This window comes from Grimontia celer (assembly GCF_900055185.1).
GTDB lineage: Bacteria > Pseudomonadota > Gammaproteobacteria > Enterobacterales > Vibrionaceae > Enterovibrio > Enterovibrio celer.
Genome location: NZ_FIZX01000003.1, coordinates 158,993 through 174,013, shown reverse-complemented (window position 1 = coordinate 174,013; position 15,021 = coordinate 158,993). Strand labels below are relative to the sequence as shown.

The window sequence follows — 15,021 nt, the reverse complement described above, 5'->3', positions numbered from 1 at the left end:
ATTTATCATCAGCCAAAAGAAAAAGGGCTGAACACTCCCCCAACCCCTTCTGGAATTATACCAATCACAGTAGGTAGGTGATCAGAAATAGCGCAGGAAAAATGCTCGAGAACAAGGCGGAAAATTTCGATAAGCAGTTATTCTACAATCAAATTTTCCAACGCAGTTATCGAGTATTTTAACAAGCTAGGATGAGCAGATATTTACTACGATTGGTATTAATTAAATATCGATTGCAGCCACCCGACAGGATCGGGCTTGTCACACCGCTTACGCCAATGGCCTTTCGGGTCCCACATCGGCAGCTTGCTCTCGCTGAAGCAGTCTGTCACGAACTGCCCTTCCCTGACCTGATACGGCACACTGGCAAGTTCGGATGGCCAATTCAGTACCAAAGGTTCAGGCTTTCTTGCTTTGATGTAATCTGCATACAAGCGCAATGCCCCAGACGATCCTGTCAGCTTGGTTGATTTGTTATCGTCACGACCCAGCCAGACCGTGACCACTTCACGGCCATCAATGCCGACATACCAGCTATCACGGTTGTTGTCTGTGGTGCCTGTTTTACCAGCGAGTCCAGCCCAACCGAAAGAAGGGTTGAGATAACGGCCAGTGCCGGTTCTTACCACTTCCTTCATCGCGTACATGGTCAGCCAGCTTGCCTGCTCAGAGACTGTCTGGCTCGACTTCGGCCAATTTCGGTAAAGCACCTGACCATCACGGGTAACAACTGCACGCAATGCCGTTAAATCAGCTTTCCGTCCCCCACTGCCGATGGTCTGGAACATTTGCGTCACTTCCATCGGCGTTAAGGTGAACGCCCCCAACAGCAGCGATGGCACACGGGTGATTTGGTCAGGGTCGACACCCAGCTCTTCATAGGTATCAATTACCCTTCCCAAGCCCACAGCAAGACCAAGGTTAACCGTCGGAATATTGTAAGAATGCGCCAGCGCTTTGAGCAAAGGCACCTGCCCACGGAATTTTCGGTCGTAGTTGCGCGGCTTCCACTCACTACCCTGATCGCCTTTCAACACAATGGGTTTATCATCAATTGGCGATGCCAGGTTGTATTTATCCGGCTCAGACAAAGCTGCCAGATACACAGCCGGTTTGGACAGTGAGCCAATCTGACGACTACCATTGAGTGCCCGGTTGAAGCCCGCATAACCAGGACGGCTCCCACCAACCATGGCACGGATCTCCCCACTTTGGCGGTCAGCAATCACCACTGCCGCTTCCAGATCTTTTCCGGCAACTTTCTTGAGCTGATCAACCTTCTTAACCACGGTTTTATCGATGATCGACTGAGACAAAGGATCCAGTGTACTGAAAACGCGGAGGCCACTCTCTGGATTAAATTGGCTGCCAACGCGCTCGCGGATTTCGCGGGTCAGTTGTTCAAAGTAAGCAGGCTGCCGGCTGTTAATGCTTGGTGATTTCTGAATGCCAAGCTTACGTGCCGCCGCCTCTGCATATTGCCCGGAGGAGATAACGCCATTTTCCATCATCATACGAAGGATAAGGTCACGCCTTTCCTGCACACGCTCTGGATAGCGCCAAGGGTTGTAGTAAGAAGGGCCTTTAACGATACCCACCAGCAACGCCAACTGGTCAATGCTGAGCTCTTCAATTGGACGACCAAAGTAAAGTCGCGCTCCCAAAGGAAAGCCATGAACGCCCTTGCCGCGAGCCTGACCCAGATACACTTCGTTCAGGTAGGCTTCGAGAAGTCGGTCTTTGCTGTAGCGATAGTCCAGCAGCACGGCGATATAAGCTTCCTGCGCTTTACGCCACAAGGTGCGGTCACGGGTTAGGAATAGGTTTTTCGCCAACTGCTGTGTGAGGGTTGAGCCCCCTTGCACGGTGCGTCCCGCTTTGAGGTTGACCACCAGCGCCCGGACAATGGCGAGTGGTGCAACGCCGTCATGGTGGTAGAAATCTCTGTCTTCTGTGGTCAACAGCGCATCGACCAGAAACTCAGGGAATCGCTCTCGGGGCAGGAAAATCCGCTGCTCATCGGTATTGGACTCCATGGTGCCAAGAAGCTTAGGTTCGATTCGTAGATAACCCAGTTGCTTGCCACTATCGAGCTGTTTCAAGCTTTGCACACCTTCTCCAGAGAAGGAGATCATCGCATGTTGTGCCTGCTCAGGGCCATCTTCAAACTCGAAGGGACGACGGATAATCTCGACGCGGGTCTTCGACGCGGAATACTCACCCGGGCGGCTTGGATTGCGCACACGCTTGTAGTTCAGGATATCGAGCTCGCGCTTCAAGGTATCAATGGTAACGGCTTCTCCGGGTGCAAGATGCAGAATGCGGCCATATACCACGGCAGGCAGTTGCCAGATTTGCCCGTCAAAGCGCTCCTGGATTTTGCTATCCAGATAAATACCCCAAATCGCCATAACTGCCACAAATACCAGCGTGCATTTAAAGCCAAAGGAGAGCAGTTTTTTACCCCAGCCTTTTTTCGCTGAAGCCGTTTTCTTCTTGCCACCACGCGGACTCGCTGTTTTGCGTCGCGTGCGGGGTTTGGTGTTCTTAGTTTCTTTTGTCATGAAGTCTGGTTCAGGCTTCCGGTTTAAAGTGTTTTTTAGTTAATCGCGTCGGCTGGTGATTTGCAGGGTCATCCGGCCACACATGTTTCGGGTAGCGCCCTTTCATCTCTTTTTGCACGTCGCGGTAAGCGCCTTGCCAGAACCCTGCCAAGTCTTGCGTAATTTGCAGCGGCCTTTGTGCCGGGCTCAATAGCTCAACCACCAGAGTCACTTTGCCATCGGCGATGGTTGGCGACGTGGCTTGTCCATACATTTCCTGCATTCTGACCGCCAAGACCGGTTTTTGTCCCTGTTGATAGCGAATAGCGTAGCGTGAGCCTGTTGGTACTTCGTAAGTCTCCGGCAGCAATTGGTTAAGCTGTTTGGTGATGTCCCAGCCAAACCAAGCTTCCAGTGCGCTGAAGAAATCGATTTTCTTCAAATCCTTCAAGCTACGAATACCGTTCATAAACGGTGCCAGCCAATCGTCAAGCGCTCCTAACAGCGCAGATTCATCAAGCAGAGGTAGCGAAATGGCTAATTCCCAGCTTTGCGCACATCGCGCCCTGTTCAAAAGGCTTACCGCTTTGTCTGACATCGGTAACGATGTTTCGCCTTTTCGCTTAATCGCCTGAATCAGGGCACGTGTCAGCATGTCATCACTTAATCGTGCTATCGCTTTTTTAGCGACAACGATTTCACCGCAGCAAAGGTGTTCCTCAGCGACCAACGCACCTTTCTTTTCGTCCCAGTCTACCCATTCTCGTTCAGAAAACAGTGAAGGCAGACGGGTTTGCAACGTTGAAAAATCCGTACGCACGGCGGTAAAAATACGACTATCGCCTTGCGAAACACTCATCAAGTCCACCGCAATTAACGCTTCTTCCCCCGAGAGTGGATGATCGGCATCGATTTGCACCCCATGGCCATTACTTAATAAGAAGCGACCATTGTTGCCTCGGGATTTGGCAATCCGATCTGGCCACGCCGCTGCAGCAAGGATGGGCAACCAGTCACCGGATAAACCCTCAGACAGTGTGCTCTTCATTCTTGCAACCAATTGCGCGGCATGCTGGCGACAGGTCGGCTTTTTCATTGCCATCATCAATTGAAGGCGCAAATCAGGGTCGGCTTTGCCTCGCGGTGGTTCTTCTGCCCATGCCGCCAACCAGCAGGCTGTGGAAATGGCTTCCTCACCAAACGCCTTTGCCGCTATAAGCATTGCTCCAAGACGGGCATCTGTTCCCAGCTCAGTCACCCGCTTGCCTTTGTGCGTCAGCGTATTGTGTTCATCGAGAATATCCAGCTGTCGCAATAGGGCAACGGCTTGCTGCCAATGTTGGGTTGGCGGAAGGTCAAGCCATTGCAAATCTTCCGGCGCACAGCCCCACTGCACGATTTCCAGCACCAATTGCATCAAGTCACTGGTGACGATTTCAGGATCTGGCACAGCCCGCATCCGCTGGAACACGTCTTCACTGTATAGGCGTAGACAAAGGCCCGCTGATAAGCGACCTGCCCGCCCCATCCGCTGAATCGCAGACGAGCGCGCAATCTGCACCGTTTCGAGCTTGGTGATGCCTGTTTTGCGGTTAAAGCGCGCTACGCGTTCAAGCCCTGAATCCACCACCAAACGAATGCCTTCAATCGTCAAACTGGTTTCTGCAATGTTGGTTGCAAGTACCACCTTACGTTGGCCTCTCGGTGCTGATGCGATCGCAGCTTGTTGTTCTTTGGCATTCATCTGACCAAACAGCGGGCAAACCATCACACCATGGGGTACTTTCGATTCCAACGCTTCGGCCACTCGGGTGATTTCTCCTGCACCTGGCAAAAACACGAGCGCTGAACCCTCTTCTTCCTGCATCAATTTCGCAACGGCAGACGCCACTAAACCCTCATAGCCATATTGTTTCGCGATCGGCTGATAACGTACTTCTACCGGAAAACTTCGCCCTTCGGACGTCAGTACCTTGGCTTCAGGCAACAGGGTCTTTAGCGCCGCATCATCCAGTGTCGCTGACATCACCAATAAGGTTAAATCATCACGAAGCGCGCCCTGTACATCCAGAGAGAGCGCCAGCGCAAGATCCGCATGAAGGTTGCGCTCATGGAATTCATCGAAGATAACCAAACTGACACCGTCGAGTTCTGGGTCAGATTGGATCATTCTTGTCAGTACGCCTTCAGTGACGATCTCAAGGCGGGTTTTGTCACTGACACGGGTCTCTCCACGCACACGTAAACCTATCGTCTCGCCCACTTTCTCACCGCGCTGGGAAGCCAGAAAACGGGCAATGTTTCTTGCCGCTATACGACGGGGTTCCAGCAAGATGATTTTTCCTTCGAAGACATTTTGCTCCAGCAGCGCCTGCGGCAATCTTGTCGATTTACCTGCCCCCGGTGGCGCTTTAAGAATCACTTGCGAAGATTGGGTCAGTGCGGAGATCACGTCATCTAAGACGCTGTCGATAGGGAGCTGTGACAATGGAAAGGCCTTTATGTCAGAATTACGCGAACAGTATACCCAAATCACGCAAGGATGCAGGACGTTGAGCAAGGAAACGCGCAGACTCTTCTTCGCTTTAGATTTGAGCGACACGCACAACGCCAAGAGCCGCAGCGCCATTGTTGCACTCAAGCAAACGCTGGCAGAACACGGTCGGCCCGTTCCCGATGATAACCTCCATATTACCCTGGCGTTTCTCGGCGAAGTCGACAGCCCTGCCTATCGCTCGCTGTGTGAGGCTGCAGACAAAGTATCGCTTCCAGCTATCTCCACCCAAACCACAGAAACCGGAGAATTCCCCAAACAGGGCATCCTCTGGCTAGGGATTGAGGAGAATGCCACGTTAAGAGCATTGGCCTGCCAGCTGCATGAGGCTGCCGCAAAAATCTTAGATCGCTCTGCAGAACATAATTTCGTGCCGCACATCACCTTAGCGCGCCGAGCCAGGCCGACAGAAAACCGACGTTCGCTCCGAATACCGCTCACTTTTTATCACTTCGGCATTTATGCATCGGTACCGGCTGAAAATGGGCACGGCATACATTATCAATGCCTGAATCGTTGGACATTAACCCGTTGATGTTCGTCGGTATATTTATCAAGGACAATCATGAAATTTGACCCTCCATTGCAACCGGCCACCTTGATCCGTCGCTATAAACGTTTTCTTGCCGACGTGACATTAGCGGATGGTTCTGAAGTCACCATGCACTGTGCAAACACAGGTGCCATGACTGGTTGCGCCACACCGGGTGATACCGTGTGGTACTCCACTTCTGACAATCCCAAGCGTAAATATGCCAACAGCTGGGAGCTGACAGAAACTCAACACGGGCACCTTATTTGCATTAATACAGCACAGGCTAACCGTCTGGTGGTGGAAGCAATCAAAGAGGATGTGGTGGCGGAATTGCAGGGTTATGAAACCCTTCGTACCGAAGTACCATATGGTGAAGAGAGGAGCCGCATCGACATCCTGCTTCAATCACCAGACAAAGAAGACTGCTATATAGAGGTGAAAAGTGTCACGTTATTGGAAGAAGACGGACAAGGCTTCTTCCCGGATACTGTCACCACTCGGGGTCAGAAACACTTACGGGAATTGGGCGTGCTCGCCCAACAAGGAAAACGCGCGGTGCTGTTTTTTGCCGTGCTTCATTCTGGAATTGAGAAGGTGTCAGCGGCAAAACACATAGATGCGGTCTATAATCAGCTACTTATAGACGCTCAAGCACTTGGTGTGGAAATTCTGTGTTACCAAACGACACTTTCATCAGTCCATATGAGCATAAATAAACGGGTCCCGTTCTCCCAGAATTGAGAAAAAATGTAGGCATCTTCACACTGGGATGACAAGAGGCAAAAACAAAGATTGCCTCGTTATAGGGTTTCTGATATAGATACCGCCCTCTTTTGACCGAGCAGGTCAGGGTGTATTTAGGAGAACGCTTAATGCCAGAGAGCAAAGTAAAGAAATCGCTGGGCATCCTGGCTACGGCCGGGTTAGAACCTTACCAAGAGAAGGCTGGCGAGGAGTACATGAATGATCAACAAGTTGATCATTTCCGTAAAATCCTCCAAGCGTGGCGTAATCAACTCAGGGAAGAAGTTGACCGTACTGTACATCACATGCAAGACGAAGCGGCTAATTTCCCAGATCCTGTTGACCGTGCGGCGCAGGAAGAAGAATTCAGCCTGGAATTGCGTAACCGCGACCGCGAACGCAAGCTGATCAAGAAGATCGACAAAACCCTTCAGCGTCTGGAAGACGATGATTTCGGTTTCTGTGATTCTTGTGGTGTTGAAATCGGTGTGCGTCGCCTTGAAGCCCGTCCTACTGCGGATCTGTGTATTGACTGCAAAACCCTTGCAGAAATCAAAGAAAAGCAAATGGCAGGCTAAGCCTACCGCTTTACCGAGATTCATGGCAAAAAGGGAGCTAAGGCTCCCTTTTTCCTTTTTCAGAGAAACAGAAAATGCAATACGTCGGGCGATTTGCCCCTTCGCCATCAGGCCCCCTACATTTTGGGTCCTTGGTGGCAGCGCTGGGAAGCTACCTTCAGGCCAAAGCCCATCAAGGTAAGTGGTTGGTTCGTATCGAAGATATCGATCCGCCGCGGGAAGTCGCCGGGGCGGCTGATGCCATTCTCAAAACACTGGACGCCTACGGCCTTCATTGGGATGACGGCATTCTTTACCAGCATGATCGCTACGGTGCGTATCAAGCGAAGATCGAGCACTGGCTAAGAAACGGCGAAGCTTACTTCTGCCAATGCACCCGACGCCAGATAAAAGACGCGGGTGGCATTTACCCCGGCACCTGCCGACACCGCACGCTGGACGCTGACGGTTCTGCCGTTCGTGTCTGCATTGATAATCCTGTGACAGAGTTTGTCGATATCAAACATGGCGTGATGCCACTCGACCCTGCGATGGCGGCGGAAGACTTTATTATTAAGCGCCGTGATGGCCTTTATGCATACAACCTAGCGGTGGTGATGGACGATATTCATCAAGGTGTCACAGAGGTCGTTCGTGGCGCGGATCTTATTGAGCCGACGGGAAGACAGGTTTCTCTTTATCAAAAACTGGGCGCACCTCAGGTGAGTTATTTACACTTGCCACTTGCACTCAACGCCGACGGTAATAAGCTTTCTAAGCAAAACCATGCACCGGCCATCGACAACACCCATCCTGGTCCCGCCCTTGAAGCTGCATTGGCATTTTTAGGGCACCCTGTTCCTGCTGAATTACAGGGGGCTCCGGTGGAAGAACTGCTCCTTTGGGGCGAGAAAAACTGGCAGATAAGTAAGCTGCCAAATGAGACGGAAGTGATTACAGCTTTCTAAAATACGGAGCGGTGATATATCATATGCCGTCGTTTTTATGGCCCGACCTGTCAGATACGAGGTGAGTTATCTTTAATCGAGTTACCAGCTTTTGCCGTAAGGTATTGAATCGCGATAATAAAACACGCGCGATTGATGACCTGAAGCTAGAAGTTATTCCACGCCAAGAGCACGGTATATCAAGAAAAGATATCAGCGAAAATGCGCTGAAGGTGCTCTATCGCCTGAATAAAGCAGGCTTTGAAGCATACCTCGTTGGTGGTGGTGTGCGTGATTTGCTGCTGAATAAACAGCCAAAAGATTTCGATATCGCGACCAACGCGACGCCGGAAGAAGTGCGCAAGCTGTTCAGAAACTGCCGCCTGGTTGGCCGCCGTTTCCGTCTGGCACACATTCTCTTCGGTCGTGACGTGATTGAAGTGGCGACCTTCCGTGGTCACCACGGCGCTGATAAAGGTGATAAGTCCGCCAGCCAGTCGAATGACGGCATGCTGCTGCGAGACAACGTTTACGGCACCATCGATGAAGATGCAGAGCGCCGAGACTTCACCGTCAATGCCCTATACTACAACATCGATGACTTCTCGGTACGCGATTATGCAGGTGGCGTTGAAGACCTGAAAAACCGCGTGATCCGCCTGATTGGCGATCCGGAAACCCGTTACCGTGAAGACCCGGTTCGTATGCTGCGTGCGGTGCGCTTTGCCGCGAAGCTCGACATGCAAATCAACGAAGCAACGGCTGCGCCAATTCCTGCGCTGGCTCACCTGCTTCGTGATATTCCAGCCGCCCGTCTGTTTGAAGAAAGCCTCAAACTTTTGCAATCCGGCAATGGCTTGGATACCTATCGCCTGCTACGCGACTACAACCTCTTTTCACCACTGTTTCCGATTTTGGATGAGCACTTCACCGAAGATCGCAGCAGTAAATGCGAGAAGATGTTGGAGCTGGTACTAAAATCTACCGACGATCGCGTCGCCAATGACCAGCGCATCAATCCAGCCTTTATGTATGCCGCCATGCTGTGGTACCCGCTGGAAACCCGCGCAGAAGAAATCGCCTTCGAAAGTGGCTTGAACTACTACGACGCCTTTATGGTCGCTGCCAATGACATCCTGGATGAGCAGGTGAAGAGCATCGCGATCCCGCGTCGCTTTACTGCGATGATCCGTGACATCTGGCAATTGCAGCTTCGTTTGAGCCGCCGCTCAGGTAACCGCGCTTACAAACTGCTGGAACAAAACAAGTTCCGCGCTGCATTCGATTTCCTTGAAATGCGCGGCAAGATTGAAGGCGGACAACTGGAAGAGCTCGCCACCTGGTGGGATGACTTCCAAAGAGCGAACCGTGACGATCGCCATGACATGGTACAGGTGCTGAACAAGGCCAGTGCGGCGAAAAAGACCCGACGCCGCCGCAAAACCAAGCCTCGCAGCCGGAAGCCTAAACCGAAGTCGAATACAGAATCATGATCCGTGCTTACATTGCTATAGGCAGTAACTTAGGCAATCCGGTAGAAAAAGCCCAACATGCGATTGAGGCACTGAAACACCTGCCGGGTACCCGCTTTGTCTGTACATCTTCGCTCTATAGCAGTAAGCCGATGGGTCCCGCCGACCAGCCCGATTACGTGAATGCGGTTGCAGCCATTGACACCGAGCTTCAACCGTTAGATCTTCTTGATCATACACAGCGCATTGAGCTGGAGTTCGGCCGCGAGCGTAAAGAAGAACGCTGGGGACCACGAACTCTGGACTTGGATATCCTGCTGTATGGGGATCTCCAGCTGGAAAGTGAACGGTTAACCGTTCCACACTACGGGATGAAAGTGCGTGAATTCGTGCTTTACCCTCTCGCCGAAATAGCCCCTGACTTGCAGCTGCCTGATGGCAGTGCTGTCGCAGAGCTGGTCGCCGTCACGGATAAAAACGGCCTGACTGCCCTCGCGTAAGCACACCCGCCTAGGCACCGAAATAAAACAAGCAGGGTTTGGGAGACAAGATGAAAAAAATTACGATTAGTACCTTAATGGCATGGAAGCAGGAAGGACGTAAATTTGCTTCGGCAACTGCTTATGACGCCAGTTTTGCCCAATTGTTTGAAGAGCAGGAAATGCCTGTGTTGCTGGTTGGCGACTCTCTGGGCATGGTTTTGCAAGGAAAGAGTGACACCCTTTCTGTCACGATTGACGAAATCGCCTATCACACGCGCAGCGTACGAGCAGGGAGCCCGAACAGCCTTCTGATGGCCGACATGCCATTTATGTCGTTTGCCACGCCAGAAGAAGCCTGCAAAAACGCAGCGGTTCTGATGCAAGCGGGCGCCAACATGGTGAAAGTGGAAGGCGGCGCTTGGCTGGCTGATACCATCACCATGCTGACCCAACGCGCTGTGCCTGTTTGTGCGCACCTTGGCCTGACCCCTCAATCTATTAATATCTTCGGTGGCTTTAAAATCCAGGGCCGCGAAGAGGAAAAAGCAGAGCAAATGGTTCAGGATGCACTGGCACTCGAAAAAGCCGGTGCTCAGGTTATCTTGCTGGAATGTGTGCCAAAAGCGCTGGCTGCGCGCATCACTGATGCTGTCCGTGTACCTGTCATTGGTATCGGTGCAGGTAATGCGACGGACGGCCAGATTCTGGTGATGCACGACATGTTTGGCATCTCTGCTAACTACATCCCACGTTTTTCCAAAAACTACCTGAAAGAAACGGGCGACATGCGTCTGGCTGTGTCCCGTTACATTGAAGAAGTGGCAAGCGGCGAGTTCCCTGGCCCAGAGCAGACGTTTAACTGAGGAATGCCGATAAATGCAAGTAATCGCTGAGATTGCCCCACTCCGTGAACAGGTTCAGCAATGGCGCCGTGAAGGCCAGCGCATTGCGTTTGTCCCTACCATGGGTCACCTGCACGACGGTCACCTCACTCTAGTTCGCAGAGCCCGTGAGAATGCCGATGTAGTGGTTGTTAGCATCTTCGTTAACCCAATGCAGTTTGATAAAGCAGATGATTTGGCCGCGTATCCACGCACGCTGGATGAAGACATTGCCAAACTGAACACTGAAGGGGTTGAGGTGGTATTCGCCCCAACAGCCGACATCATGTACCCCCATGGCATGGACAATCACGCATTTGTCGATGTTCCGGGCCTTTCTGGTGTGCTTGAAGGTGCTTCCCGTCCGGGCCACTTTAAAGGCGTAGCAACCGTTGTTTCCAAGCTGTTTAATATGGTTCAACCGGATGTTGCTTGCTTTGGTGAGAAAGACTTCCAGCAACTGGCTGTGATTAAAAAAATGGTGGACGATCTTTGCCTGCCTATCGAAATCATTCCTGTTGCGACAGTGCGTGAAATGGATGGGCTAGCCATGAGCAGCCGTAATACCCGTTTGACCGTCGATGAGCGTCAACGTGCACCAGTGCTGGCAAAGACCCTGCGTTGGATCAGTAGCCAAATGCGTGGTGGCCGTAGCGACTACAGCGAACTGGTGCTTGACGGTAACGACCAACTGCGCGCAGCAGGTCTGGAGCCTGACGAGATTTTCATCCGTGATGCCAACAGCTTGCAACCTATCAGCGAGCACACTTCTAAAGCCGTGATCCTCGCAGCTGCCTTCCTGAGCCAAGTGAGACTTATCGACAACCTTACAGTTGATTTGACCCCACAGGTCGTTGACGACAGCGAAGAGTAATACGGTCGTACTCAGACAATAAAAAAACCGCCGGAAGGCGGTTTTTTTATGCTCATGTAACGCTTAGCTTCGAAGGCCAATACCACGACTGATGAGATACCACGCAAGCGTGTAAAGTCCGACGACAAACAAACTTAATACAGCAAATGACGTCACGATATTCACATCGGACACACCCAAGAAGCCATATCGGAACGCGTTCACCATATAGACGATTGGGTTGAGTTTCGACACGCCTTGCCAGAATTCAGGCAGCAGGGAGAGCGAATAAAACACCCCACCGAGATAGGTCAACGGTGTCAGTACGAAGGTCGGAATGATGCTGATGTCATCAAAGGTTTTCGCAAACACAGCGTTAATCAGTCCACCGAGTGAAAAGACCACAGATGTCATAATCACCGTTGCCACTATCACGCCCAGATGCGCAATCTCCAGGTCGACGAAAAACAACGACACCAAAGAGACCATCAAGCCAACAGCCAAGCCCCTCGCCACACCGCCACCAACATAGCCCGCAATCATGATGTAGTTCGGTACAGGCGCAACCATGAGTTCCTCAATGTTGCGGTGCATCTTGGCACTGAAAAAAGAAGAGGCCACGTTGGAGTAGGAGTTGGTGATAACCGACATCATGATTAGACCCGGCACGATGTAGGCCATATAACTGAAGCCGCCCATCTCACCAATCCGGCTGCCAATCAGGTTACCGAAGATGATGAAATACAAGGTCATGGTAATGGCAGGCGGCACCAACGTTTGCACCCAAATACGGGTAAAACGGGTTATTTCCTTGATGATGAGGCTTTTAAAGGCTACCCAATACAGTTTATTCATGCTTTGGCCTCCGCATTTTCGCGCACCAGCGTCACGAACAACTCTTCCAATCGGTTGGCTTTGTTTCTCATCGAAAGCACCTGAATGCCTTGCGCGCTCAATTGCTCGAAGACTGTATTAAGGCCCGTGGTTTTATGTACATCGACTTCCAGTGTGTGGTCATCGACTTGCACCCACTGCACGCCTTCCAAGCTTTTTACTGAGCTGTCCGGCGCCAAATCCAGAATAAAGGTTTCTACATCCAGTTTCTTTAAAAGCGCTTTCATCGAAGTGTCTTCAATCAGCTCACCACGATTGATGATGCCGATATTGCGACACAGCATTTCCGCTTCTTCGAGGTAGTGGGTTGTCAGGATGATAGTGATACCCTGCTTGTTGATTTCCTGCAGGAAAGTCCACATCGAGCGACGAAGTTCAATATCTACGCCCGCTGTAGGCTCATCGAGAATAAGCAGTTTTGGCTCATGCATCAGGGCGCGTGCAATCATCAGACGGCGCTTCATGCCGCCAGAAAGATTACGGGCAGATTCGTTACGCTTTTCCCAAAGGTCGAGCTGGGTGAGGTATTTTTTAGCGCGGCGCTTGGCTTCTTCACGCTCTACACCGTAGTACCCGGCCTGATTAACAACGATTTGTTCCACTTTCTCGAACTGGTTGAAGTTAAACTCCTGCGGTACCAAACCGATTTGCTTCTTAGCTTCAACCAGTTGGGTGTCGATGTCGTAACCGAAAATCTTCACCTTGCCAGACGTTTTGTTTACCAGTGAGCTGACAATACCAATCGTCGTGGATTTTCCGGCACCGTTAGGACCAAGAAGGGCGTAAAAATCGCCCTCCTCAACCGATAAAGACACCCCTTTAAGCGCTTTGACATCTGTGCCATATACCTTGACCAGATTGTCGATCTCAATTGCTTTCATAAGTGTTATTTATTCTTTTATGGCATGACTTCCGTTAGCCGCTTGGCAGCATTGAGCGCATCGTAACGGGAGTCGAACATGTGCGTGTCAGCGACCCAGTCGCCAACATGAAGGCGTTTTAGCTGTTCTGTGGTCTGCTCATGAGGACTGAGCAAGAACACAGTACAATTCGCTTCGCGGGCATCGGCAATGGCGTTTTCCAGCGCGAGACCCACTGTCATGTCAATCAGAGGCACATCACTCAAATCCAGGATCATGACGCGATAATCGCCGATACTGGTGTGTTGTCGGGAGATGGCTTTGGACACGCTGAAGATCATTGGGCCGGAGAGATAGAAAAACAACACCTTTCCATCAGAATTATCTAATAAATCTCGCTCTTCATCTGTCAAAGGCACATCATCTTCATCCGCATCACTGATGGCTTTCACCTGCTTCGCCTGCTCTCGGCTAAGCCTTTCAATCACGATCACGTTGGAAATGAAAACACCCAAGCCAACAGCAACAATCAAATCGACAAAGACAGTCAACGCCATCACACCATACATAATGGCCGTTTGGTGCTTACTCACTTTGTGGGCGCGCTGCAGGAAACTCCAGTCAAGAATGTTAATGCCCACATAGAGTGCGATACCAGCCAACACAGCCATTGGAATCGGCTCTGTCAGGAAGCCTGCGACCAATACCACTGCCGCGAGAATAAGGGCACGAACAATCCCTGCCAATGGTGAACGAGCGCCAACCTGAACGTTCACCACGGTACCCATGGTGGCACCGGCACCTGGCAGTGCACCGAACATGCCCGAGATAATGTTCGCAATACCCTGACCACGAAGCTCCTTGTCAGAGTTGTGCTCTTCTCGGGTCAGTGAGTCTGCAATTACTGCCGTCAGCAGCGTATCGATACAACCCAAGGTACCCAGCACCAATGCATCAATCACCATAGTGGTGAGCTGTTCCGGGGTAAAAGTCGGGAACACAATCGACGGTAAACCTGTCGGAATTTCACCGATACGGCGAATGCTCTCAATATCAAAGAAAATGACAGATAACAGAGTTACCAGTACCAGCGCAACGAGCTGGGCAGGAATGTACTTACGGTATTTTTTCGGAAAATAAAACAGAATACCCAGTGTCAGAAGGCCGAGGAAAAGCTCTTTAAAACTGAGATTCGAGACGGTTTCAGGCAATGCCTGAATCGTTCCCAGCACGCCGCCAGGAGGCGCTGCCTGCCCCATTAGCGGGCTAATTTGCAACAGTATCAGTATTACACCAATACCGGACATAAAACCGGATACCACGCTATATGGCATTAAGGTGACGTACTTACCCAGCTTTAGCGTGCCCAGTAAGACCTGGAATGCGCCCGCCATCATAACGACAGTAAAGGCCATTGCCATGCCCGTTTCAGGGTACCTCGCCATCATAGAGGTGAGGACAGCGGTCATAATGACCGTCATCGGGCCGGTCGGTTCAGAAATCAGTGTGGAGGAGCCGCCAAACAGCGCAGCAAACAAACCAACGAGAATAGCGCCCCAAAGACCTGCTTCAGCACCAGCGCCAGAGGCGACACCAAATGCAAGCGCAAGGGGAAGAGAAATGATGGCAGTAGTGACACCGCCGAAAATGTCGCCTTTCAGGCTCCAGTGTTTGAATCGGTCTAAATTCACAACTTGCT

Annotated in this window: 13 protein-coding genes; 8 read left to right on the top strand and 5 right to left on the bottom strand. The window is 51.4% G+C overall.

Features of this window, described 5'->3' with window-relative positions; all coding sequences use genetic code 11:
- Positions 1–218: 218 nt before the first annotated feature.
- Positions 219–2,564, bottom strand: a complete 2,346-nt coding sequence (gene mrcB / locus GCE9029_RS19360; RefSeq protein ID WP_062666089.1) for a penicillin-binding protein 1B — start codon at positions 2,562–2,564, stop codon at positions 219–221.
- Positions 2,565–2,574: 10 nt separating this feature from the next.
- Positions 2,575–5,031, bottom strand: a complete 2,457-nt coding sequence (hrpB, locus tag GCE9029_RS19355; protein ID WP_062666087.1) for an ATP-dependent helicase HrpB — start codon at positions 5,029–5,031, stop codon at positions 2,575–2,577.
- Between the two features lie 13 nt (positions 5,032–5,044).
- Here hrpB and thpR point away from each other — a divergent pair, with 13 nt between their 5' ends.
- The 8 genes from thpR (at position 5,045) to panC (ending at position 11,589) form a co-directional block, all read left to right on the top strand.
- The gene (gene thpR / locus GCE9029_RS19350; protein ID WP_062666085.1) at positions 5,045–5,632 is read left to right on the top strand and encodes an RNA 2',3'-cyclic phosphodiesterase; all 588 of its coding nucleotides are present in this window, start codon (positions 5,045–5,047) and stop codon (positions 5,630–5,632) included.
- A 30-nt stretch (positions 5,633–5,662) separates the two neighbouring features.
- Positions 5,663–6,373, top strand: a complete 711-nt coding sequence (gene sfsA / locus GCE9029_RS19345; protein ID WP_062666083.1) for a DNA/RNA nuclease SfsA — start codon at positions 5,663–5,665, stop codon at positions 6,371–6,373.
- A 131-nt stretch (positions 6,374–6,504) separates the two neighbouring features.
- On the top strand, positions 6,505–6,954 hold the full coding sequence (gene dksA / locus GCE9029_RS19340) for an RNA polymerase-binding protein DksA (RefSeq protein WP_002537446.1): 450 nt from the start codon (positions 6,505–6,507) through the stop codon (positions 6,952–6,954).
- Positions 6,955–7,028: 74 nt separating this feature from the next.
- Positions 7,029–7,901 (top strand): tRNA glutamyl-Q(34) synthetase GluQRS, encoded by an 873-nt coding sequence (gene gluQRS / locus GCE9029_RS19335; protein WP_062666081.1) that lies wholly within the window; start codon positions 7,029–7,031, stop codon positions 7,899–7,901.
- Between the two features lie 68 nt (positions 7,902–7,969).
- Positions 7,970–9,373, top strand: a complete 1,404-nt coding sequence (pcnB, locus tag GCE9029_RS19330; protein WP_082804397.1) for a polynucleotide adenylyltransferase PcnB — start codon at positions 7,970–7,972, stop codon at positions 9,371–9,373.
- Positions 9,370–9,852 carry a 2-amino-4-hydroxy-6-hydroxymethyldihydropteridine diphosphokinase gene (gene folK / locus GCE9029_RS19325; protein ID WP_002537441.1) on the top strand — a complete coding sequence of 161 codons (483 nt, stop codon included), beginning with the start codon at positions 9,370–9,372 and terminating at the stop codon, positions 9,850–9,852. Before pcnB ends, folK begins: the two co-directional genes overlap by 4 nt.
- A 50-nt stretch (positions 9,853–9,902) precedes the next feature.
- On the top strand, positions 9,903–10,697 hold the full coding sequence (panB, locus tag GCE9029_RS19320; protein ID WP_002537440.1) for a 3-methyl-2-oxobutanoate hydroxymethyltransferase: 795 nt from the start codon (positions 9,903–9,905) through the stop codon (positions 10,695–10,697).
- 13 nt (positions 10,698–10,710) lie between these two features.
- On the top strand, positions 10,711–11,589 hold the full coding sequence (gene panC / locus GCE9029_RS19315) for a pantoate--beta-alanine ligase (RefSeq protein WP_062666076.1): 879 nt from the start codon (positions 10,711–10,713) through the stop codon (positions 11,587–11,589).
- 63 nt (positions 11,590–11,652) lie between these two features.
- Here panC and GCE9029_RS19310 read toward each other — a convergent pair whose 3' ends face one another.
- From GCE9029_RS19310 to GCE9029_RS19300, 3 genes are read right to left on the bottom strand one after another with little or no spacing between them, the layout of a single operon-like run.
- Positions 11,653–12,423: an ABC transporter permease gene (locus tag GCE9029_RS19310; protein WP_062666074.1), complete on the bottom strand. Its 771-nt coding sequence runs from the start codon at positions 12,421–12,423 to the stop codon at positions 11,653–11,655.
- The gene (locus tag GCE9029_RS19305; RefSeq protein WP_062666072.1) at positions 12,420–13,343 is read right to left on the bottom strand and encodes an ABC transporter ATP-binding protein; all 924 of its coding nucleotides are present in this window, start codon (positions 13,341–13,343) and stop codon (positions 12,420–12,422) included. The genes GCE9029_RS19310 and GCE9029_RS19305 overlap by 4 nt, the downstream gene beginning before the upstream one ends.
- A 17-nt stretch (positions 13,344–13,360) precedes the next feature.
- Positions 13,361–15,013 carry a SulP family inorganic anion transporter gene (locus tag GCE9029_RS19300; RefSeq protein ID WP_062666070.1) on the bottom strand — a complete coding sequence of 551 codons (1,653 nt, stop codon included), beginning with the start codon at positions 15,011–15,013 and terminating at the stop codon, positions 13,361–13,363.
- Between the last annotated feature and the right edge of the window lie 8 nt (positions 15,014–15,021).